Raw genomic sequence first — 22,724 nt, forward strand, 5'->3', positions numbered from 1 at the left:
CGAATATAGGGACAGACGGCGCGCAATGCACCGTCCCGCAACGCACATCTGCTGGGAGTTAAAGTGGCAACGGCGCGGTTATGCCGCGCCACTCATATACGTCTCGCGCCGACCGATCATGCGCTCGGCGGCCGCCTTGGCGTCGGCCTTCGAGGACGTCGCGCACGTACGGTATTCGAGATCGGGAACGTCCGAGGTGTCACGGCGCCCGAACCAGGATTTCGAGCCCACCGGCAGCAGCGCCAGCGCCTGCGCCAGATTATCGACAGCGCCGAACGAATAGAGCGCGCCGGTGCCGGCGATCCGGACCTCGTAAATGCCGGGCGAAATCGGCGCCTCGAGATTGTCGCCCCGTCCGGGACGGGGATAGCGCTTCCATTCGCTCCAAGTCGAAATCATCTGAGGTCCCCCTCGCGGTCATGAACGACCGCCAATATTTGCATCAAGTCTTAACGTTGGCCGTCGATTGGCCGCGTGCGGAAACGCCGCAACGCACAAAATGTTTCAAGTGCTTCAAACACGTGAAACATATCGCCAGAGCCTATCCACGGTCACGGTGAGTTGCGGCCATCCACCGCAGATTGTGACGGAGTGTTGCAGTTCAGCCCTCTCTCGTCCTGCGCACGCCACGCACCGTCAAGTCACGACATCGCGACCGGCGCGGGCATCTGGACGCGCTTGCCGCGCGGACCGTGCAGGAGGACAATCATTCGCTTCCAACAATAATCAAACCGGAGGAAACGCGTATGCAAAGCAAAGCCCAGATCGACGAGATCCTGCGCCAGAAGAGCGACGCCAAGGAGATTCCCGGCGTCGTCGCGATCGCCGCCAGCGGCAACGACGTGATCTATCAAAGCGCGTTCGGCAAGCGCGACCTGTCCAAGCCCGATGCGATGACTGACGACAGCGTGTTCTGGATCGCCTCGATGACCAAGGCGGTGACTTCAGCAGGCGCGATGCAGCTGGTCGAGCAGGGCAAGCTGTCGCTGGATGCGCCGATCGGTTCGGTGCTGCCCGACCTCGCCAAGCCGCAGGTGCTCGAAGGTTTTGATGCCAAGGGCGAACCGAAACTGCGGCCGGCGAAGGGCGCGATCACGCTGCGCCAGCTCATGACCCACACCGCTGGTTTTGCTTACAATGTGTGGAACGGCGATCTCGCGGTCTATCTGGAGAAGACCGGAACCCCGAACATCTTCTCCTGCCAGGACGTCGCGCTGAAGACGCCGATCATGTCTGATCCCGGTACGCGCTGGGAATACGGCATCAACATCGACTTCGTCGGCAAGGCAGTGGAAGCCGTGAGCGGCAAGCGGCTCGATGCCTATCTGCGCGACAATCTCTTCACTCCGCTCGGTATGAGCGACACCGGCTTCAAGATCACCGACAACATGCGCCAGCGGCTGGTCGCCACCCATGCTCGCGGCGAGGATGGATCGCTGGCGCCGATCCCGTTCGAGATCGAGCAGAATCCGGAATTTTGCATGGGCGGCGGCGGCCTTTACGGCACTGCCGGCGACTACATCAAGTTCACCCAGATGATCCTCAACAAGGGCCGCGGCAACGGCAACCAGGTGCTGAAGCCCGAGACGGTCGCGCTGATGGGCCAGAACCACATCGGCGATCTCACCATTGGCAAGATGACGACGGTTGCGCCCATGTACACCAACGATGTCGATCTCTTCCCCGACATCGTGAAGAAGTGGGGGCTGTCCTTCCTGATCAATACTGCCAAGACGCCGGAGGGCCGCAGCGCCGGCAGCCTCGCCTGGGCCGGTCTCGCCAACACCTATTTCTGGATCGACCCGGCGCGCGATGTTTCCGGCGTGATCCTGATGCAGGTGTTGCCGTTCGTCGACGCCAAGTGCATCGAGGCCTTCACGGGATTCGAGCGTGGCGTGTATGCCGGGCTCGATGCGGGCAGCGGGAAGAAGGCGGCCTAAGGGAGAGCCGAGCTCTCCCCACACGTCATGGCCGGGCTTGTCCCGGCCATCCACGCCTGACCTTGCTGCACGAAGAACGTGGATGCCCGGGCCTTCGCTGCGCCGAAGCGGCTTCGGCCGCGCAGGCGGGACAAGCCCGGGCATGACGACCGAAAAAGATCGCACTGACTATCTTTGACGAGAGGATTTCGAATTGTCTGATAAAGCCGACAGCTATGTTTGCGGCATCTCGGACACGCCGCTGCTCGGCGAAACCATCGGCCGCAGCCTTGACCGCGCCGTGCGGCGCTGGGGCCATCGCGAGGCGCTGGTCTCGCCTAGCCACGGCGTGCGATGGACCTGGACCGAATTCGCCGAACGGGTCGACGCGCTCGCCGCCGGCTTTCTCGCGCTCGGCCTCGAGCGAGGGCAGCGGATCGGCATCTGGTCGCTGAACCGGCCGGAATGGACGCTGACCCAGTTCGCCGCCGCCAAGGCCGGCCTGATCCTGGTGACGATCAATCCCGCCTACCGCTTGAGCGAGCTGGAGTTCGCGCTGCGCAAGGTCGGCTGCAAGGCGATCGTCACGGCGACCGTGTTCAAGACCAGTCATTACATTGAGATGCTCAACACGCTGCTGCCGGAACTGGCCGGCGCCAAGCCCGGACAACTCAACGCAGCGCGACTGCCGGACTTGCGGATGGTGATCCAGATCGGTGGCCCCGCGGCATCAGGTACGATCCCGTTCGAAGAGGTCGCGCGCATGGGCGGAGCGCAGCATCGCGAGCAGCTCACTGCACTCGGCGCTGCCTTGCAATTCGACGATCCCGTCAACATCCAGTTCACCAGCGGCACCACGGGATCGCCCAAGGGCGTGACGCTGACGCACCACAATATCCTCAACAATGGCTATTTCACGGGACGTGCGATGCACCTGACCGAGCAGGATCGCATCTGCATTCCGGTGCCGCTCTATCACTGCTTCGGCATGGTGATGGGCAACCTCGCCTCCGTCACGCTCGGCACGACGATGGTATATCCCGGCGAGGGCTTCGATCCGCTCGCGACGCTGCGCGCGGTCGAGCAGGAAAAGTGCACGGCGCTGTACGGCGTGCCGACGATGTTCATCGCGGAGCTCGATCACCCCGAATTCCCAAAGTTTGACCTGACATCGCTGCGCACCGGCATCATGGCGGGCGCGCCCTGCCCGATCGAGGTGATGAAGCGCGTCAACACCGAGATGAACATGCGCGAGGTCACCATCGCCTACGGCATGACCGAGACCAGTCCGGTCAGCTTCCAGAGCGCGACGGACGACCCGCTCGAACGGCGTGTCTCTACCGTCGGGCGGATTCATCCGCATGTCGAGGTCAAGGTCGTCGATCTCGAGGGCAGGATCGTCAAGCGCGGCGAACGCGGCGAGCTCTGCACCCGCGGCTACAGCATCATGCTGGGCTATTGGGAGGAGAAGGAAAAGACGGCGGACGTGCTTGATGCCAATGGCTGGATGCACACCGGCGATCTCGCCACCATCGACGACGAGGGCTATTGCAACATCGTCGGCCGCATCAAGGATCTGGTGATCCGCGGCGGCGAGAACCTCTATCCGCGCGAGATCGAGGAATTCCTGTATCGCCACCCCAAGATTCAGGACGTGCAGATTTTTGGCGTGGCCGACACCCGCTATGGCGAGGAGCTCTGCGCCTGGATCCGCGTCAGGCCGGGCGAGACGCTGACGGCCGAAGAGGTTCGCGCGTTCTGCGACGGCCAGATCGCGCACAACAAGATCCCGCGCTATGTGGAGTTCGTCGACGAGTTTCCGATGACCGTGACCGGCAAGATCCAGAAATTCGTGATGCGCGATGCGGTGGAGCAGCGGCTGGGATTGAAGGCGGCGAAGACGGCTTAGGCCGCGAGCCGCAACTGTCATTCCCCGCGAAAACGGGGAATCCAGTACGCCGCGGCGTCTCGATTAAATCACAACCGCCTCTGGAATACTGGATCGCCCGGTCAAGCCGGGCGACGACAGCGCGGTTGGGGCGCGACTTCCTTAAACGGTCAACCCGCGCTGCTGCGCCAGCTCCTTCAGCGACACCTGCGGCCGCGCGCCGATGTGCTGGATCACTTCGGCAGCCGCGAGCGCGCCGAGCTCGCCGCACTGCTTGTGCGCCAGGTTACGCGCGAGACCGTACAGGAAGCCGGCGGCGAAGAGATCACCGGCGCCGGTGGTGTCCACCAGCTTCGCGATCGGCGAGGCCGGCGCGGCGACGGCCTCGGTCGGCGTCACCACCACGCAGCCCTTCTCGCTGCGGGTGACCACGCCGAGCTTGACGTCGTTGCGCAGCTGCTTCAGCGCGGTGTCGAAGTCCGAGGTCGTGTAGAGCGAATGCAGCTCGGATTCGTTGGCGAACACGATGTCGACGGTACCGTTGCGCATCAGCCCGAGGAATTCGTCGCGATAGCGGTCGACGCAGAACGAATCCGACAGCGTCAGCGCCACCTTGCGCTTGGCATCATGCGCGATCTGGGCCGCCTTGACGAAGGCGTCCTTGGCGTTCTTCGGATCCCAGAGATAGCCTTCGAGATAGACGATGCCGGCCGACGCGATCTCGGCCGGATCGATGTCGGCGGGCGACAGGTCCTGTGCGGCACCGAGATAGGTGTTCATGGTGCGCTCGCCGTCATCAGTGACCAGGATGTAGGAACAGCCGGTCGCAGGGCCGTCTTTCGCGGCGGGCGTGTTGAAGGCGACGCCGGCGGCGCGGATGTCGTGGACATAGAGCTTGCCGATCTGGTCGTCCTTGACCTTGCCGACATAGGCCGCGCGTGCCCCGAGGCTGCCGATGCCGACGATGGTGTTGGCGGCCGAGCCGCCCGAGACTTCGGTCGCCGGGCCCATGTCCTTGTAGATGGCGGCGGCCCGCGCCTCGTCGATCAGGGACATGCTGCCCTTGGTCATGGCGTGTTTGGCCAGAAAAGCCTCGTCAGTCCGGACCAGCACGTCGAACAGCGCGTTGCCGATGCCGAGAACGTCATATTTCACGTCAGCCATTCACCTTGATCCTGTTTGGCGGATTGCGATACCCGCGGAAATCCGCTTCCTGTCGGTCTGAAATCTGGCTCGCGGCCTATCACGACCGGCCCCAAGCGGGCAAGCAACGGTATTATGTCGGCGCAATGATCCGCTCTTTCCTGACAGTTTCAACGGGAACACTGGCCTCGCGGCTGCTTGGTTTTGCACGCGATTCGATGATTGCTGCACTGTTGGGCACGGGCGCGGTGGCCGATGCGTTTCTGGCCGCGTTTCAGCTCGTCAATGTGGTTCGGCGACTGCTCAGCGAGGGGGCGCTGAACGCTGCCCTGATCCCGGCCTGGCTACGCGTCCGTGACCGCGACGGCGAAGCGGCCGCTTCCGCCTTCGCCGGACGCGTGCTCGGCACGGTCAGCGCGGCGCTGATCGCGATCTCGATCGTGATTGCGCTGTTGATGCCATTGATCATCACGATCATCGCGCCGGGTTTTCTCGGCAGCGGCACGCTCGATCTTGCCGTCGCGAACGCGCGGCTGATGCTGCCCTATCTCGCCTTCGCCGGACCTGTCACCGTGCTGATGGGGCTGCTCAATGCGCAGGGGCGCTTTGCACTCACAGCATTCTCGCCGCTGCTGTTCAACATCGCGCTGATTGCGGCCATTGCGATGCTGCTCGTCTGGCATGCCGACGCCGGCTTCGCAGCATGGATGCTGGCGGCGACCGTCGGCGTGGCCGGACTGCTGCAATTGCTGATGCTGCTGTCGCAGCGAAGCGCGCGACTGGCGACGCCGCTGCGGATCAGCTTCGACCAGGAGATGCGCGGCTTTTTCGCCAAGGCAATCCCCGGCATGATCGCAAGCTCGGGCCCGCAATGGCTGATGGTCGCGGGCGCGATCATCGCCTCTGCAACGCCCTCCGCCGTGTCCTGGCTCTATTTCGCCAACCGCCTGATCGAGCTGCCGCTCGGTATCGTCGGCGTCGCGATGGGCACGGTGCTGGTGCCGGAGCTGACGCGCGCGGTGCGTAGCGGCGACCGTGACGCCGTGGCGCATGCGGAATCGCGCGCGCTGGAACTGGCGACCGGGCTGGCGCTGCCCGCGACGCTCGGCCTGATCGTTCTGGCCGAACCGATCGTGCGACTGTTGTTCGAGCATGGCGCATTCGGCGCGGACGACAGCACGGCCACCGCACATGCGCTGATGTGGCTGGCGCTGGGCCTGCCGGCGCATGTGCTGATCAAGGCGCTGTCGCCGGCCTACTTTGCCCGCAGCGACACGATGACGCCGCTGCTGGCGACCGCCAAGGGCTTTGTGGTCGCGATCGCCCTCGCTGTCGTGCTCGGACACGTCCTTGGCGCGAGCGGAATCGCTGCCAGCATCGCGGCCGGCGCCTGGAGCAGCGCGATCTCGCTGCTGCGGAAAGGCACCAGCGAGTTCGGCTTCTCGGTCGATGCGGCCGCCCGCAACCGGCTGCCGCGGATCATGCTCGCCGCGGCTGCCATGGGCGCCCTGCTTTGGCTCACGACCGGTCTGACGCCCGCCGAGGCGCATGGGCTGATCCGCTTCATCGTCCTGGGCGTGCAGATCGCAGCCGGAATCGCCGTCTATGGCGTGCTCCTGCAGGTCCTCGGCGCGGCCTCGTGGCGCGAGGCGGCTAACGCGCTGAAGCGCCCGGCCCGGACCGAGTCCGAGGCTTGACGCCATCGAATTACCCTTGACGGGGCAGCGCCGCTGTTGGAAACGACGGCCGAATACCTTCCAGGAAGACTTACCATGGCATTCGTTGAACGGGTCTTTTCGGGCGTCCAGCCGACGGGCAATCTGCATCTCGGCAATTACCTCGGCGCGATCGTCAACTTCGTGAAGATGCAGGAAACCCACAACTGCATCTATTGCGTCGTCGACATGCACGCAATCACGCAAGGCGTGGACGTCTGGGGCGGACCGGTCGAGCTCGCGCGCAACACCCGCGAGGTGACCGCGGCGTTCATCGCGAGCGGCATCGATCCGAAGAAGCACATCGTGTTCAACCAGAGCCAGGTCTCCGGCCACGCCGAGCTCGCCTGGATCTTCAACTGCGTCGCGCGCATGGGTTGGCTGGGCCGCATGACCCAGTTCAAGGAGAAGGCCGGCAAGGACCGCGAGAACGCTTCCGTGGGTCTGTTCGACTATCCCGTGCTGATGGCCGCCGACATTCTGCTGTACCGCGCCACCCACGTTCCGGTCGGCGAGGACCAGAAGCAGCATCTCGAGCTCTCTCGCGACATCGCGCAGAAGTTCAACAACGACTTTGGCGACTCGATCCGCAACCTCGGCGCCAATGACGGCCTGTTCTTCCCGCTGCCGGAGCCGCTGATCACGGGCCCCGCGACGCGCGTGATGAGCCTGCGCGACGGCACCAAGAAGATGTCGAAGTCGGACGCGTCCGACAATTCGCGCATCAATCTGACCGACGACGCCGACACCATCGCGCAGAAGGTGCGCAAGGCGAAGACCGATCCGGAGCCGCTGCCGTCAGAGGAAAAGGGCTTGGAAGCGCGCCCCGAGGCCGACAATCTCGTCGGCATCTTCGCCGCGCTCTCCGGCCGCTCCAAGGCTGACGTGCTGCGCGAATTCGGCGGCGGCCAGTTCTCCAGCTTCAAGAATGCGCTGGTGGATCTGTGCGTCACGAAACTCTCGCCGATCGCCGGCGAGATGAAGCGCCTCGTCGCCGACCCCGGCCATATCGACGCGATCCTGAACGATGGCGCCGACCGGGCCCGCGCGATCGCCGACGAGACCATGAAGCTCTCGAAGGACATCGTCGGCTTCATCCGCCGGCGCTGATTTCCCGCATTTGCGAGACCCGGCCGGCGCCCACTGCGCCGGCAGCTTCTCCTCTCCCCAAGCGTGAGGGAGTGTGGCAGCATGCCGGCCGTGCACATTCCGGGACATGCATGACCAGCAAGCGACTTTGCTTCGAGCCGGGTCACAAGCCCAAATGCCTCGTGATCGTCGATGACACCGCCGAATGGGATCGCGCGGTCTACTATGCCAGCCGCTGGGCGATCCGCGCCGGCGGCGGTGTGGTCATGCTGCGCATCATCGAGCCCGAGCAGCAGAGTCAGGAATGGCTCGGGGTGGCCGAGATCATGCGCGCCGAGGCGCAGGAGGCGGCGGAAGCCGCGCTCGACCGCGCCGCCGGCCGCGCCAACGGCATCGCCGCGATCACGCCGGAGCGGGTGATCCGCGAAGGCGATGCAATGGAACAACTGCTCGCCGTGATCGACGAGGACCCTGACATCGCCATGCTGGTGCTCGCCGCCAATCCCGGCGCGGAGGGTCCGGGACCGCTGGTCTCGCTGCTGGCGCATGAACTGGGCACGTTCCCGGTGCCGGTGACGATCATCTCGGGCGCGCTGAGCGATGGAAGCGTGGATTCGCTGTCGTAGGCGTCCCTATCTGGACTGCGGCCAACCAGATATCCGTCATGCCCGGGCTTGTCCCGCCTGCGCGGCCGAAGCCGCTTCGGCGCGGCGAAGGCCCGGGCATCCACGTTCTTGGCGCCACGAAGCAAGGCGTGGATGGCCGGGTCAAGCCCGGCCATGACGGCGCGGGAATATTAAAGTGTCCTAACCCGCTGATATCGCAACGAAACGTCCTACCCACCCCTTGACCGTGCGTTCCCCGTCGCCATCTGCTACTGGATAGCTTGCGCGCCGGCCTTGAACCGGCGACGTCTGGAGAAAACCATGTTCATTCAAACCGAAGCCACCCCCAATCCCGCCACGCTGAAGTTCATTCCCGGCCGCGTCGTCGTCGACGGCGGCCCGATGGAATTTTCGAGCCGCGAATCGGCCACGCGCTCGCCGCTGGCCGAAAAGCTGTTCGACGTGCCCGGCGTCACCGGCGTGTTCTATGGATCGGATTTCATCACCGTGACCAAGGCGAACGGTGAATGGCAGCAGCTCAAGCCCGCGATCCTCGGCGCCATCATGGAGCACTACATGTCCGGCGCGCCGTTGCTCGCCGATGGCGCGGCTCCAAGCGATGCCGATCTCGACGACGAGGATGAGTTCTTCGACGAGTCCGATGCCGAGACGGTCGACATGATCAAGGATCTGATCGAGACCCGCGTGCGGCCCGCGGTCGCCAATGACGGCGGCGACATCACCTTCCGCGGCTTCAAGGACGGGATCGTCTATCTCAACATGAAGGGCTCATGCGCCGGCTGCCCGTCGTCGACCGCGACGCTCCAGCACGGCATTCAGAATTTGCTGAAGCATTTCGTGCCCGACGTGGTCGAAGTTCGGCCGATGTAGGCGAAGTGCCGTAGGGTGGGCAAAGGCGCGCTTGCGCCGTGCCCACCATGCAATCATCGCGAAAAGAAGAGGTGGGCACGCTTCGCTTTGCCCACCCTACGAGATCTCTCCTACGCCGCTTGGCCGATGCTCGCCGCCTCTTCCGCGGCCTTGCGCATGCTCGCCGACATTTCGCTGGTGACGGTGCTCTGCTCCTCGACGGCGGCGGCCGTTGACGACACATATTCGCTGACGCCCTCGATCGCGCCCCGGATCGCCCCCAGCGCGGCGACCACGTCGACCGAGATGCCGTTCAGATTGCCGATCTCCTGCTCGATCCGGTCGGCGGCCTGCTTGGCCTGATTGGCGAGGTTCTTCACTTCAGATGCCACCACGGCAAAGCCGCGACCGGCCTCGCCGGCGCGCGCGGATTCGATGGTGGCGTTCAGCGCCAGCAGATTGATCTGACCGGTGATGCTGCCGATCAGCTGCACGATCATGCTCATCGACTCCGCCGCCTGCGTCAGCCGCTGCGCCTGATGGTCCGCCGCCTCGACCCGATCGACCGCGGTCGATGCGGTCTCGCGCGAGCGCGTCATTGCCTCGGCAATCTCGCGCACCGAGGCGTTGAGCTCCTCGGCGCCAGCGGCGACCGATTCCATCATATCGCGCACCTTCTCGCTGCGCTTGCGCGCGATCACCTGGGCGGTGGTGTCGGAGGCGTATTTCACGACCTTGAACGGATTGCCGTTGAGGTCGCGGATCGGGTTGTAGGAGGCCTGGATCCAGACCTGCCGGCCACCCTTGCCGACGCGCTGATATTCGCCGGACTGGAATTCACCGGCGTTCAGCCTGGCCCAGAAGGCCCGATAGGCTTCGCTGTCGCGCTCGTCAGTGCCCACGAACATGCTGTGATGCTTGCCGACGATCTCGGACAGCGTATAGCCGAGCGCGCCGAGGAAGTTTTCGTTGGCTGTCAAAACCTTACCGTCCATGCTGAACTCGATCACGGCCTGCGACTTGCCGATCGCCTCGATCTGCCCGGCAAAATTCGCATTCGACAGCTTCTGCGCACTGACGTCGGTCGCGAACTTCACCACCTTGAACGGCTTGCCGGTCTCATCGAGGATCGGATTGTAGGAAGCGAGAATCCAGACCTCCTTGCCGCCCTTGCCGAAGCGCTTGTATTCGCCGGACTGGAATTCGCCGCGGCCGAGCTTGGCCCAGAATTCGCGATAGGCTGCGCTATCGCGCTCACCTGCCCCCACGAATATGCTGTGATGCTGCCCCTGGATCTCGTCGAGCCGATACCCCACCGTGCTCAGGAAATTCTCGTTGGCGGTGATGATGGTGCCGTCGAGATTAAACTCGATCACCGCCTGGGCGCGGCCGATCGCGGAAATCTTGCCGGCATCTTCGAGGCTGCGGATCTTGCGCGCGGTGATGTCGGTCGCGAACTTGACGACCTTCACCGGCTTGCCGGCCTCGTCGATGATCGGATTGTAGGACGCCTGGATCCAGATCTCGCGGCCGCCCTTGCCGAGCCGCTTGTATTCGGCTGATTGATATGCGCCGCGGCCGAGCTGCGCCCAAAACTCGCGATAGGCCGCGCTGCCCCGCTCCTCCGGCATCACGAACATGCTGTGGTGCTTGCCGGCGATCTCGTCGAGCCGGTAGCCCATCGCGTCCAGGAAATTCTGGTTGGCCGTGATAATGGTGCCGTCGAGATTAAATTCGATGACCGCCTGCGACTTGCCGAGTGCAATGACCTGAGCCAAAGCCTCCCTAGCCGAAGAACCGCTTCGCCAAAAAGACATAAATGAACCCTTCCAAATGACCGAACAGGCGCGGCTTGATCTGCCAAAGCGCCCCGTCTGAGTCGTCGTTGACTCACTCTCCCGCCCGTTGACGGTGTCATTGGTTTGCTAATGATTACTTAAAATGCCAACATTTCAATCACTTAGCTATCTCTAAGGTTGCAAATTGATGCATCCGCATCGAAAATGGGGAGCGAAAATTTTGTCGCCTTCGCGTCCACGTAGAATTACGGGGCCGATCGTGCGCCTGTCGAGAAATCAAACTTGGACTGGTTCGACCGCGGCTCGACCGACTAAGCTGATTCGATGCTGATCCTTGCCATCGATACCGCGCTGGAAGCGTGCGCGGCTGCCGTTCTCGACACCGACGCCGTCCAGCTGCTTGCGGAGGAATCGCTTCTGATGAAGCGCGGCCACGCCGAAGCGCTGATGCCGATGATCGCGCGTGTGATGCAATCGGCCGATCTTGCCTTCACCTCGCTCGACCGCATCGCCGTCACCGTCGGTCCCGGAAGCTTCACGGGCCTGAGGGTCGGCATTTCGGCGGCGCGCGGCCTTGCGCTTGCGGCGAAGCGGCCCGCGGTCGGGCTGACGACGCTTTCGGCCTATGCCGCCACCGTCGTCGGCCAGAGCGGAACGGCGCCGGTGATCTCGGCGATCGATGCGCGGCACGATCACGTCTACTTCCAGATCGTAGCCGGCGACGGTAGCCCGCTGGTGCGGCCGAGCGTCGTGCCAATTGACGCGGCGATCGCGGCCTCGCAATTCGGTGCGCCGCATCTGGTCGGCAATGCCGCAAAGATCCTCGCCGATCGCTGGCCGAAGGACGGTCCGCAACCCGTTGCGGTCGACGCCCAGCCCGCGCCCGACATCGGCTGGGTCGCCTGGCTCGGCGCCGCGGCCAATCCCGAAACCACGCCGGCGCGGCCGTTCTATCTGAAGGCACCCGACGCAAAGCCGGCCGCACAGCCACCGTTCGCAGCACAAGCCGCAACCTCATGATGAGATGGCTTTCGGAATGGTGGCGCGGCGGCACGGCCGCCGTCGAGCCGGCCTCCACGCGCGACGCCGCGCGGCTGGCGCAGCTGCACGGACAATCCTTTGCCCGCGGCTGGGGCGAAGGCGAGTTCGAAGGCATGATCGGCGAGCGCAACACGCTCGTGCACCGGTTGCGGCTCGGCCGCAAGACCATCGGATTCGCGGTGTCGCGGATCGGCGCGGACGAAGCGGAAATCCTCTCCATCGCGGTCGACCAGGCTCACCGCGGCCGCGGGCTGTCCGGCACGCTGCTGATGACGCATCTCGGCCACCTCGCAGGGCGCGGCGTGCGCACAATATTTCTCGAAGTCGAGGAAAATAACCAGCCGGCGCGGCGGCTCTACGATCGGGCCGGATTCATGGTGGTCGGGCGCCGCGAACGCTACTATAAGCAGCCCAACGGGGAACAATTGAACGCACTTCTGATGCGACGTGACTTGTCGTAACATTGATGGCAGAAAGCGCCCCCGTCAGGCAGACACACTATGACTGGACTTAAACCTTCCTCCGCCTCCAAGGCGACCGGCATCGAGGCTCGCTGCGCCGCCACCGGCATGCGCATGACCGAGCAGCGCCGTGTCATCGCCCGCGTGCTGGCGGAATCGGTCGACCACCCCGACGTCGAGGAACTGTACCGGCGCTGCGTCGCCGTCGACGACAAGATCTCGATCTCGACCGTGTATCGCACCGTCAAGCTGTTCGAGGATGCCGGCATCATCGAGCGCCATGATTTCCGCGAGGGCCGCGCGCGCTACGAGACGATGCGCGACAGCCATCACGACCACCTCATCAATCTGCGCGACGGCAAGGTGATCGAGTTCACCTCCGAGGAGATCGAGAAGCTGCAGGCGGAGATCGCCCGCAAGCTCGGCTACAAGCTGGTCGACCATCGGCTCGAGCTCTATTGCGTCCCGCTCGACGACGACAAGCCGACGTCTTAAGTGGCATGATCTTGTCGGAAAACCGCTTCACACTTTTCCGGATCATGCCCTCGTGCCTATAGATCTCATCATCTTCGATTGCGACGGCGTGCTCGTGGACAGCGAGGTGATCTCCTGTCGCGCCCATGCCGATGTACTCACGCGGCACGGCTATTCCATCACCTCGGAGCAGGTATTCGCGCGCTTCCTCGGTCGCTCGACGCGGCAGGCCAATCTGGAGATCGAGACCGAGCTCGGTCGCAAATTGCCCGAGGCCTATCACAGCGATCTGCAGGACGAGCTGTTCCGCTCGTTCGAAGCCGACCTCGAAGCGATCCGCGGCATCCACGATGTGCTCGATGTCGTCACGCAGGCCGTCTGCGTCGCCTCGAGCGGCTCGCATCAGCGCATGCAGGTGAGCCTGGGAAGCACGGGCCTCTATGAGCGCCTCGCGCCGAACATCTTCTCGGCCTCGCAGGTCAAGAACGGCAAGCCGGCACCGGACCTGTTCCTGTTCGCGGCCAAGGAAATGGGCGTGGCGCCCGAGCGCTGCGTCGTGATCGAGGACAGCCTGGCCGGCATCGCCGGGGCGCGAGCGGCCGGCATGACCGTGTTCGGCTTCCATGGGGGCAGCCATTGCGGGGACGGCCATGCCGAGACCCTGCGCAAGGCCGGGGCCGACCTGACCTTTGCCGACATGCATCAGTTGCCGGAGTTGGTCCAGCGAAACGTCGGTATGGCCGAGCTTCGGTCGTAAAGAGCGTGTCGGGACCATGGACGAGCAACACAACATCGCTCTGATCGGCGGCAGTAACGACGAAAGGGCAGTAATCACCGAGTACGAAATTGATCCTGTCGTCTGCAAGCTGACCTGCACCTATCGCGGAAAGATGATCGAAGCTGAAGCCCCCGATTTCTTCGAGGCCCTGTGCTTGATCCGCCGTCAGCTCGAGCGTGAAGGGCTTATCCCATTCTGCTACGGCGCCAGCCTCAATGTGTATCCGTCCGCAATGGCGAGGGACATGGGAGCCGGGCTGAAGGCATACCGGATGAAGAAAGGTGTCCATGCGCGCATGGCCGACCTCGTCGAAATCTTCGACACCGGGCCTGATGTGACCCCGGCCTCGGTCGACGCGCAGGAAGAGTTTTTTCCGGAATGGCTCGCCGCCCCTCGCGTGTAGTGCTGGATCCACGCCAGGCGGGCCCGATTCGAGGGGTTTTGGGACCTGTCTCCCCTTTGGGAGCGCCCGGAATCCCGTTGAGGGCTCCATTCGCTGGATTTTCGCCCCTCCAGCCTATATCTGAGGGGCGTCCTCCACCTCAATTCCGGGTTCCATGACGCCGCCGCGCAAGCTGCACATCAAATCATATGGCTGCCAGATGAACGTCTACGATGCCCAGCGCATGGTGGACACGCTGGCTCCGGAAGGATTCGTGGAGACGGCCAACGCGGAGGATGCCGACCTCGTCATCCTCAACACCTGCCATATCCGCGAGAAGGCCTCCGAAAAGGTCTATTCCGAGCTTGGCCGGCTGCGGGTTGCCAAGGACGAGGCCGCGCGCGGGGGCCGGGCGATGCAGATCGCGGTGGCGGGCTGCGTGGCGCAGGCCGAGGGTGCTGAGATCACGCGCCGCGCGCCGGTGGTGGACGTCGTGGTCGGCCCGCAGAGCTATCATCACCTTCCGGAGTTGTTGAAGCGAGCGCGCGACGAAGGCCGCGCGATCGAGACCGAATTTCCCGCGGCTGACAAGTTCGGCTTCCTGGCCCAGCCAAAACCCGATGCAATCCGCGCGCGCGGCATTTCCGCTTTCGTCACGGTGCAGGAGGGCTGCGACAAATTCTGCACCTTCTGCGTGGTGCCCTATACGCGCGGCGCCGAAGTCTCGCGTCCCGTGGCGAAGATCGTCGATGACGTGAAGCGGCTGACTGACAACGGCGTCCGGGAGCTCACGCTGATCGGGCAGAACGTCAACGCCTATCATGGCGAGGGACCGGACGGGACAAGCTGGCCGCTCGGCCGATTGCTCGAACATCTGGCGAAGATTCCCGGCATCGCGCGGCTGCGCTATTCGACCAGCCATCCCCGCGATGTCGATGACAGTTTGATTGCAGCCCATCGCGATCTCGGCGAGCTGATGCCGTTCGTGCACCTGCCGGTGCAGTCGGGTTCGGACCGGATTCTTGCCGCCATGAACCGGAAACATACCGCCGATGATTATCGGCGTGTCATCGACCGTTTCCGGTCCGCGCGCCAAGACATTGCTTTTTCATCAGATTTTATCGTGGGCTTCCCCGGTGAAAGCGAGCAAGATTTTCTCGCCACCCTCGCGCTTGTCACGCAAATCGGCTACGCTGCCGCATATTCGTTCAAATACTCCGCCCGGCCGGGAACGCCGGCCGCGGATATGCAGGAGACGGTGTCCCCCGCCGAGATGGACCAGCGATTGGAGCGGCTCCAGGAACTGATCGACAGCCAGCAATCGGCCTTCAACAAGGCCGCGATTGGCTCAACGGTCGATGTGCTGTTCGAGCGTCCGGCCCGCAAGGAGGGCCAGATCGTCGGCCGCACTGCCTTCCTCCAGCCTGCGCATGTGATGGCCTCGCCCGACATCATCGGACAAATCCTGCCGGTCCGGATCGACAGCCTCGAACGCTATAGTTTCCTCGGTGAGCTCGTGACGCCGCGTAACGCGCGCGAGCCCGCTTTATCGCAAGCCATTGGAGCCTGAACCCTTGCCAAAAAGCGCATCGGATTCGTCTTCGTTCGCTCCCAGCCGCAAATTTGACCGCGACATGCAAGTTCCGCCCGAGACCCAGGTCGTCATCGACTTCGACGACAACCGCGCCGCATCCGCGTTGGTCGGCCCCTACGGCCAGCATCTCGCCCAGATCGAGCGGCGGCTCGGCGTCGTGGTCGACTCCAAGGGCAACCACATCACCATCGGCGGCACGCGCGACGGCTGCGACGCCGCGCGCCGCGTGCTGGAGACACTCTACGCGCAGGCCGTGAAGGGGCAGGATCTCGACCAGGGCGAAGTCGAAGGCGCGATCCGCGCCGTGATCGCACAGGGCTCGCTGTTCGAATTCGACGCCAAATCGGCCAAATCCACCTTCGACAGCATCAATTTGCGCAAGCGCCCGGTGCGCGCACGCACTGCCGCGCAGGATTCCTACATCCGCGCGCTGAAGCGCCACGAGCTGGTGTTCGGCATCGGCCCCGCCGGCACCGGCAAGACCTGGCTCGCGGTCGCGCATGCCGCGCAGCTGTTCGAGCGCAAGGAAGTCGACAAGATCATCCTGTCGCGTCCGGCGGTCGAGGCCGGCGAGCGGCTCGGCTTTTTGCCCGGCGATCTCCGCGAGAAGGTCGATCCGTATCTCCGTCCGATCTACGACGCGCTTTACGATCTCATGGACGCGCGCATCGTCGAGCGGGCGCTCCAGACCGGCGAGATCGAGATCGCGCCGCTCGCCTTCATGCGCGGCCGCACGCTGACCAACGCCGCGATCATCCTGGACGAGGCGCAGAACACCACGTCTATGCAGATGAAGATGTTCTTGACCCGTCTCGGCGAGAACAGCCGCATGATCGTGACCGGCGATCCCTCGCAGATCGACCTGCCGAACGGCCAGACTTCGGGCCTTGCGGAAGCGACGCGCCTGCTGGGCGGCGTCGAAGGTATTGCACAAGTTCATTTCAAAGCCGAGGACGTGATCCGCCACGAGCTCGTGGCACGAATCGTCTCTGCCTATGAGGGGCAGCCGCAGCGGCCGGCCGCCGGTAAATCCTGACGAGACAACAACCGGACCATACGGGCGCGGACAGGGCGTCCTTTGGTTCCGAACAGACAAGATGTCACATCCAAACCTTCCCATGACCGAGGTCCTCGTCGTTGCCGATTGCTGGCAGCGCGAACCCGATTCCGAAGCGGTGATCCAGCGTGCGGTGGCGGCCGCCGCCGAGAGTGTCGACGAGGACGTTGCCGACGCCGAAGTGGCCGTGATGCTGACCGATGATGCCGGTATCCGTACGCTCAACAGCAACTGGCGCGGCATCGACAAGCCGACCAACGTGCTGTCGTTTCCCGCGCTCCAGCCGGAGGGCGAGTGGAAGGAAGGCGATGCGCCGCGCATGCTCGGCGACATCGCGATCGCCTACGAGACCATGCGGCGCGAGGCGGACGAGGAACAGAAGCCGTTCGATCATCATTTGAGCCATCTCGCCGTGCATGGTTTCCTGCACCTGGTCGGCTACGATCACGAGAACGATGGCGACGCGGAGGAGATGGAAGCGCTCGAACGAGAGATCCTGTCTCATCTCGGCATACCCGATCCCTATGCAGACCGCCCGGGGACGCATTGAGATGCCCGATTCCGACCCTATTCACGACAATCCGCGCAATACCGCCAATTTGCCGGTCGTGGTGACATCAGGCGAGGTGATGCGGCCGACCGCGGAAGGCTGGCTGCTGCGTGCCATTCGCACCCTGTTCGGCTGGAAGGCGGGATCGGTGCGCGACGATCTCCAGGTCGTGCTCGATGCCACGACGCCTGACGACACCGGCTTCTCGACCGTCGAGCGCACCATGTTGCGCAACATCCTCGGTCTGCACGAGCGCCGCATCGCCGACGTCATGGTGCATCGTGCCGACATCATCGCGGTGAAGCGCGACATCCCGCTCGGCGAATTGATGGACCGCTTCGAGAGCGCCGGCCATTCGCGTCTCGTCGTCTACAACGAGACGCTGGACGACCCCGTCGGCATCGTCCACATCCGCGATCTGCTCGCTTTCATGACCGCGCGCGCACGGGTGTCCGAGGCCACGAAAACCAAGCGCAAGAAACCGCTGCCGGCCGGCCTCGACCTGCGTACGGTCGACCTGGCGCTACCGCTGCAGGATGCGCGCATCATCCGCAAGCTGCTCTACGTGCCGCCGTCGATGCGGGCGATCGACCTGCTGGCGCAGATGCAGGCGACGCGCATTCATCTGGCGCTGGTGGTCGACGAATATGGCGGCAGCGACGGACTGGTTTCGCTCGAGGACATCGTCGAGCAGATCGTCGGCGAGATCGACGACGAGCATGACAGCGACGAGCCGCCCTCGATCGTGCGGCTGCCCGACAACGCCTTCATTGCAGACGCCCGCGCCAGCCTCGACGACGTCCGCACGGTGATCGGAGAGGATTTCGTCACCGGCGAGGCGGGTGAGGAAGTCGAGACGCTCGGCGGCTATCTCGTCAGCTTCGTCGGGCGCCTGCCGGTGCGCGGCGAGGTGATCTCCGGCCCCGGCCATTACGAGATCGAGGTGCTCGATGCCGATCCGCGCCGCGTCAAGCGGCTGCGCATCTCGACACGGAAGGAGCGCCCTGCGCCGCGTACCCAGCGCGAGAGCCGCCGCCGCGAAGCCACGCCGGAGAGCGGTCAACCGCCTTCCAGCGACACGCCCGTCCCGCCGCCAAGCGACGGGACCGGTTCGCAGTGAGCCCGTTCCAGCGGTTTCGGCAGATTGCGCTTGCCATCATCCTCACCTGGGGATGGAAGCGTGCGCTCATCGCGATGGGATGCGGTGCGCTGTCGGTGCTGGCGCTGGCGCCATTCAATGTCTTTCCGGTGCTGTTCATCACCTTCCCGGTGCTGGTCTGGCTGATCGACGGCGCGGGCGCCGGACGATATCGCGGCGTCCCTGCCGCGGCACTGACGGGCTATTGGTTCGGGCTCGGCTATTTCGTCCCCGGCCTCTACTGGATCGGCTACGCCTTCTTCGTCGACGCCGACGTGTTCGCGTGGCTGACGCCGTTCGCCGTGCTTGGCCTGCCGGCCTATCTCTCCATCTTCACCGCGATCGGATTCGCGCTGGCCCGCCTGCTCTGGACCAAGGATGCCACGCGCATCCTCGCGCTCGCCGCAAGTCTCACCATCGCCGAATGGCTGCGTGGTCACGCATTGACCGGTTTCCCCTGGAACGCGTTCGGCTATGCCCTGTCAGAGCCGCTGCCGCTGGCGCAGACAGCGTCGCTGATCGGCCTGTGGGGCATGACGTTCCTTAGCGTTGCGATCTTCGCAAGCCCGGCGGCGCTGATCGACCGTACGCCCGATCGCCGCCCGGCATGGCGCGCGCCGGCTGCTGCGATTGCCCTTCTGATTGTCATGAGCATCTTCGGCGCGATCCGCCTGTCGCTGCATCCGACCACGATGGTCGCGGGCGCGAAGCTGCGCCTGATGCAGCCGGACCTCCAGCAGGACGCGAAATTCAACTACGCCGCCAAGGCGGAGGTGATGAAGAAATACCTGGCGCTGTCGGACCGCGCCTCGGGGCCGCAATCGACCGGCGTGCGCGATGCCACCATCCTGATCTGGCCGGAATCCGCCTTTCCGTTCTTCCTGACCCGCGAAGCCGACGCGATGGCGCAGATCGCCGAGCTGCTGCCGAAGGGTACGGTGCTGATCACGGGCTCGGTTCGCGCCCCCGACCTGCCGCGGGGCACGCCGATCACGCGCGCCTACAACTCGATCTACGTGATCGATCACGACGGCAGCGTGCTTTCGGTCTATGACAAGCTGCACCTCGTGCCGTTCGGCGAATTCCTGCCCTACCAGGACTTGATGGAGAAGCTCGGCTTTGAGCAACTCACGCGCGTGCGCGGCGGATTCATTCCGGGCAGCGTGCGACATGCGCTATCGGTGCCCGGCGCGCCGCCCGCGCTGCCGCTGATCTGTTACGAAGCAATTTTTCCAGGCGAGGTCGCCGGCCGCAATGAGCGTCCGGGCTGGATCGTGAACCTCACCAATGACGGCTGGTTCGGCATATCGACCGGTCCCTATCAGCATCTCGAGCAGGCCCGGATGCGTGCGATCGAGCTCGGATTGCCGCTGGTCCGGTCCGCCAATACCGGCGTGTCAGCGGTGATCGATCCGGTGGGACGAACCGTTGCCAGCCTCGGCCTCGGCGTCGAAGGCATTTTGGATGCAAACCTGCCCGCCGCAATTCCGCCGACCGTCTATGCGCGGGTGGGCGACGTGCCCGCAGCCATGCTCGTTGCGCTGGCCGTGTTTCTGGCGGTCCGCCGACGTGTTGCCAAACGGCACCCCTGATCACGCCTCGCGGCCGCCGCGACCGGAATCCTTTGACAACCGTAGTCCCACGGTTGACAGACTGCACGCGCCCTCCTCATTCTGCACCGGCTGCAAAAGACAGTGGGCGTTGCTAAATTTCTCCGCAATGTTTCCCAATAACAGGGTTTGATTTTGACGCTGCTGGCACCGGAGGCATTCTTGTGATTGCGCCGAAGGTGATGTTTGGAGGCTGAGGAAATGTCGAAAGCGCCCAACCCTGTTGACAAATATGTCGGCAGCCGCGTGCGTATGCGCCGCATCATGTTGGGCATGAGCCAGGAAAAGCTCGGTGAAGCTTTGGGCCTGACTTTCCAGCAGATCCAGAAGTACGAGAAGGGCACGAATCGCGTCGGCGCAAGCCGCATCCAGCAGATCGCCGAGATTCTGCAGGTGCCGGTGTCGTTCCTGTTCGAGGGCGGACCGAGCGGCGTAGCTGGCCCGGACGGCTTCGCCGAAGGCGCCTCGCCGTCGTATGTGTCGGACTTCCTCGCGACCTCCGAAGGTCTCGCTCTGACCAAGGCGTTCACCCGAATCACTGATTCGAAGATGCGCCGCTCGATCGTCGATCTCGTCGAGCAGATCGCCGCCCGCGAAGGTCCCGACAAACGCTGACGCGACGGCTCAATCCGATTTGAGACTGCGTCAAATCTGGCCTATGTCGTCATTTGCGGGCGCGTTTTTGGTGCGCGCCCTCTTCGATGATGCGGTTCAAAGGCACAGATGCGTTCATGACCAAGTCCAATTGGTTCGATTCACAAACTATTCTCGATGGCATCCGCCGCTGGGTGGAGATCGAGACGCCGACGGACACACCTGAACAGGTCAACAAGCTGATCTCCGTGGTCGCGGAGCAATACCGCGATCTGCCGGTTACGCTCGAGCGCGTCGCCGGCGTCGATGGCTGCGGCGATCATCTCGCTGCACGCTCGACCTGGGGCCAGGACCGGCCGGGCATTTTGGTGCTGAGCCACCTCGATACCGTTCATCCCATGGGATTCATCGAGCGCCTGCCGTTCAAGGTCGAGGGCGACAGCGCGTTCGGTCCCGGCATCTACGACATGAAGGGCGGCGCCTATATCGCCCATCACGCCTTTCGCGCGCTCTGCGCCGCCGGCGATCGCTCGCCGCTCGGCATCACCCATTTGTTCACCTCCGACGAGGAGATCGGCAGCCCGACCTCGCGCGCGCTGATCGAGGCGGAAGGGCGCAAGGCCAAATACGTGCTGGTGACGGAGCCCGCGCGCGACGGCGGCAAGATCGTCACCGGGCGCAAGGGCGTCGGACGATTCGAAGTATTCATCAAGGGTGTGCCCGCACATGCCGGCACGCGGCCCCAGGATGGCCGCAGCGCGATCCGCGAGCTTGCCAACGTCATCCTGGCGCTGGAAGCGATGAACGATCTGGCACGCGGCGTCACGGTGAATGTCGGCGTGGCACGCGGCGGCACGCGTCCCAACGTCACGCCGGAGGAGGCCTATGCCGAAGTCGACCTGCGCGTGCCGAGCTTTGCCGACGCGGAGGAGTTCGTCGGCAAGATCCTCGGGCTGACGTCGAAGACGGATGGCGTCACGGTCAAGGTCACGGGCGGACTCAACCGTCCGCCCTACGAGAAGAGCAATGCAGGCGCCTCGCTGTACGAGCATGCGAAGTCGCTTGCCACCGAGATCGGCTTCGAGCTGATCGACACCCACACCGGCGGCGGCTCGGATGGCAATTTCACCGCCGCCCACACCGCAACGCTCGATGGACTCGGCGTCGACGGCAAGGGCGCACACACCCATTATGAGCAGATCTACCTCTCGTCGCTCGAACCCCGCGCGCGGCTGCTCCATCGCCTGTACCAGACGCTGCGATGAGCGAACGAAAATCAGATCCCGATCGCGATGACAGCGAACGCGCCTTCTTTGGGCGCCGCAAGGGCCACAAGCTCAGGCAGCACCAGGCCGAGCTGATCGATCATCTACTGCCGCATCTTTCACTCGACATCGAGGGCGAGAAGCCGGCGAATGCCAACGAGATCTTCGATCCCGCGGCCGACGATGTCCGGCTCGAGATCGGCTTCGGCGGCGGCGAGCATCTTGCGGCCGAGGCCCAGAACTTCGCCACGACCGGCTTCATCGGCTGCGAGCCCTATGTCAACGGCATGGCAAAGATCCTCGCGCAGATCGAGGCCGCCAACATCGGCAACATCCGCCTGTTCGCGGGCGATGCCGCCGAGCTCCTGGCCTGGCTGCCGCAGGCATCGCTGTCGCGGATCGACCTGATCCATCCCGATCCCTGGCCGAAGCGGCGGCACTGGAAGCGGCGCTTCGTCCAGGACCGCACCATCGCCGCGATGGCACGCGTGCTGAAGGCGGGCGGCGAATTCCGTTTCGTCTGCGATATCGACGATTACTGCGCGTGGACGCTGATGCATCTGTCGCGGTCGACGGATTTTCAGTGGCTCGCCCAATGCGCCGACGATTTCCGTCGGCCATGGGACGGCTACACCATGACGCGCTACGGCCGGAAGGCCACGCGCGAAGGGCGCAAGACCACATATCTGCGGTTCAGGCGCGCATAGATTCTTCGCGCGATCCATCGATAATCGTCATGCCCGGGCTTGTCC

Annotated in this window: 22 protein-coding genes; 19 read left to right on the forward strand and 3 right to left on the reverse strand. The window is 64.2% G+C overall.

All coding sequences use genetic code 11. The features are described 5' to 3' along the window. Positions 1 to 78: 78 nt before the first annotated feature. A complete protein-coding gene (locus AB7245_RS00155; protein ID WP_028150598.1) occupies positions 79 to 399 on the reverse strand; it encodes a hypothetical protein in 321 nt (106 codons plus the stop codon). Between the two features lie 347 nt (positions 400 to 746). On the opposite strand from AB7245_RS00155, the gene AB7245_RS00160 reads away from it, so the two are divergent. Then, a complete protein-coding gene (locus AB7245_RS00160; protein WP_231143725.1) occupies positions 747 to 1,940 on the forward strand; it encodes a serine hydrolase domain-containing protein in 1,194 nt (397 codons plus the stop codon). Between the two features lie 193 nt (positions 1,941 to 2,133). Continuing rightward, complete coding sequence (locus tag AB7245_RS00165; RefSeq protein WP_063980120.1) at positions 2,134 to 3,828, forward strand: AMP-binding protein; 1,695 nt, start codon at positions 2,134 to 2,136, stop codon at positions 3,826 to 3,828. A gap of 141 nt (positions 3,829 to 3,969) precedes the next feature. Here the strand turns inward: AB7245_RS00165 and AB7245_RS00170 are convergent, their stop codons facing one another. Further along, entirely contained in the window at positions 3,970 to 4,971 is a 1,002-nt protein-coding gene (locus AB7245_RS00170; RefSeq protein ID WP_063980121.1) for an adenosine kinase, read from the reverse strand. A 125-nt stretch (positions 4,972 to 5,096) separates the two neighbouring features. On the opposite strand from AB7245_RS00170, the gene murJ reads away from it, so the two are divergent. The 4 genes from murJ to AB7245_RS00190 all read left to right on the forward strand — a co-directional run bounded on the left by murJ (position 5,097) and on the right by AB7245_RS00190 (position 9,250). Further along, a complete protein-coding gene (gene murJ / locus AB7245_RS00175; RefSeq protein WP_063980122.1) occupies positions 5,097 to 6,647 on the forward strand; it encodes a murein biosynthesis integral membrane protein MurJ in 1,551 nt (516 codons plus the stop codon). A gap of 75 nt (positions 6,648 to 6,722) precedes the next feature. Next, positions 6,723 to 7,775: a tryptophan--tRNA ligase gene (trpS, locus tag AB7245_RS00180; protein WP_063980123.1), complete on the forward strand. Its 1,053-nt coding sequence runs from the start codon at positions 6,723 to 6,725 to the stop codon at positions 7,773 to 7,775. A gap of 110 nt (positions 7,776 to 7,885) precedes the next feature. After that, complete coding sequence (locus tag AB7245_RS00185) at positions 7,886 to 8,380, forward strand: universal stress protein (RefSeq protein ID WP_063980124.1); 495 nt, start codon at positions 7,886 to 7,888, stop codon at positions 8,378 to 8,380. Between the two features lie 300 nt (positions 8,381 to 8,680). Then, a complete protein-coding gene (locus AB7245_RS00190; protein ID WP_063985958.1) occupies positions 8,681 to 9,250 on the forward strand; it encodes a NifU family protein in 570 nt (189 codons plus the stop codon). A 110-nt stretch (positions 9,251 to 9,360) separates the two neighbouring features. On the opposite strand, the gene AB7245_RS00195 is transcribed toward AB7245_RS00190, so the two are convergent. After that, entirely contained in the window at positions 9,361 to 11,046 is a 1,686-nt protein-coding gene (locus AB7245_RS00195) for a methyl-accepting chemotaxis protein (protein WP_063980125.1), read from the reverse strand. A gap of 306 nt (positions 11,047 to 11,352) precedes the next feature. Here AB7245_RS00195 and tsaB point away from each other — a divergent pair, with 306 nt between their 5' ends. The 13 genes from tsaB (at position 11,353) to trmB (ending at position 22,679) form a co-directional block, all read left to right on the forward strand. Beyond that, positions 11,353 to 12,048 (forward strand): tRNA (adenosine(37)-N6)-threonylcarbamoyltransferase complex dimerization subunit type 1 TsaB, encoded by a 696-nt coding sequence (tsaB, locus tag AB7245_RS00200; RefSeq protein ID WP_063980126.1) that lies wholly within the window; start codon positions 11,353 to 11,355, stop codon positions 12,046 to 12,048. Then, positions 12,045 to 12,530 (forward strand): ribosomal protein S18-alanine N-acetyltransferase, encoded by a 486-nt coding sequence (gene rimI, locus AB7245_RS00205; RefSeq protein ID WP_063980127.1) that lies wholly within the window; start codon positions 12,045 to 12,047, stop codon positions 12,528 to 12,530. Before tsaB ends, rimI begins: the two co-directional genes overlap by 4 nt. A gap of 39 nt (positions 12,531 to 12,569) precedes the next feature. Then, entirely contained in the window at positions 12,570 to 13,025 is a 456-nt protein-coding gene (locus tag AB7245_RS00210; RefSeq protein WP_028150589.1) for a Fur family transcriptional regulator, read from the forward strand. Positions 13,026 to 13,077: 52 nt separating this feature from the next. Beyond that, entirely contained in the window at positions 13,078 to 13,761 is a 684-nt protein-coding gene (locus tag AB7245_RS00215; RefSeq protein WP_063980128.1) for an HAD family hydrolase, read from the forward strand. A 16-nt stretch (positions 13,762 to 13,777) separates the two neighbouring features. Continuing rightward, positions 13,778 to 14,185, forward strand: coding sequence for a hypothetical protein (locus tag AB7245_RS00220; protein WP_063980129.1), 408 nt, complete (start codon positions 13,778 to 13,780; stop codon positions 14,183 to 14,185). Between the two features lie 154 nt (positions 14,186 to 14,339). Next, positions 14,340 to 15,734 (forward strand): tRNA (N6-isopentenyl adenosine(37)-C2)-methylthiotransferase MiaB, encoded by a 1,395-nt coding sequence (gene miaB / locus AB7245_RS00225; protein WP_063980130.1) that lies wholly within the window; start codon positions 14,340 to 14,342, stop codon positions 15,732 to 15,734. Between the two features lie 64 nt (positions 15,735 to 15,798). Then, complete coding sequence (locus tag AB7245_RS00230) at positions 15,799 to 16,794, forward strand: PhoH family protein (protein WP_063980131.1); 996 nt, start codon at positions 15,799 to 15,801, stop codon at positions 16,792 to 16,794. An 82-nt stretch (positions 16,795 to 16,876) separates the two neighbouring features. Next, positions 16,877 to 17,365: an rRNA maturation RNase YbeY gene (gene ybeY / locus AB7245_RS00235; RefSeq protein WP_223153827.1), complete on the forward strand. Its 489-nt coding sequence runs from the start codon at positions 16,877 to 16,879 to the stop codon at positions 17,363 to 17,365. A 1-nt stretch (position 17,366) separates the two neighbouring features. Further along, positions 17,367 to 18,485 (forward strand): hemolysin family protein, encoded by a 1,119-nt coding sequence (locus AB7245_RS00240; RefSeq protein ID WP_063980132.1) that lies wholly within the window; start codon positions 17,367 to 17,369, stop codon positions 18,483 to 18,485. After that, the gene (lnt, locus tag AB7245_RS00245) at positions 18,482 to 20,095 is read left to right on the forward strand and encodes an apolipoprotein N-acyltransferase (RefSeq protein ID WP_063980133.1); all 1,614 of its coding nucleotides are present in this window, start codon (positions 18,482 to 18,484) and stop codon (positions 20,093 to 20,095) included. Before AB7245_RS00240 ends, lnt begins: the two co-directional genes overlap by 4 nt. A 219-nt stretch (positions 20,096 to 20,314) precedes the next feature. Continuing rightward, the gene (locus tag AB7245_RS00250; protein ID WP_008131807.1) at positions 20,315 to 20,728 is read left to right on the forward strand and encodes a helix-turn-helix domain-containing protein; all 414 of its coding nucleotides are present in this window, start codon (positions 20,315 to 20,317) and stop codon (positions 20,726 to 20,728) included. 86 nt (positions 20,729 to 20,814) lie between these two features. Beyond that, positions 20,815 to 21,972, forward strand: coding sequence for a M20 family metallopeptidase (locus AB7245_RS00255; protein WP_063980134.1), 1,158 nt, complete (start codon positions 20,815 to 20,817; stop codon positions 21,970 to 21,972). Beyond that, entirely contained in the window at positions 21,969 to 22,679 is a 711-nt protein-coding gene (trmB, locus tag AB7245_RS00260) for a tRNA (guanosine(46)-N7)-methyltransferase TrmB (protein WP_063980135.1), read from the forward strand. Before AB7245_RS00255 ends, trmB begins: the two co-directional genes overlap by 4 nt. Positions 22,680 to 22,724 lie beyond the last annotated feature (45 nt).

This window comes from Bradyrhizobium sp. 604_D8_N2_3 (assembly GCF_051810765.1).
Taxonomy (GTDB): domain Bacteria; phylum Pseudomonadota; class Alphaproteobacteria; order Rhizobiales; family Xanthobacteraceae; genus Bradyrhizobium; species Bradyrhizobium barranii.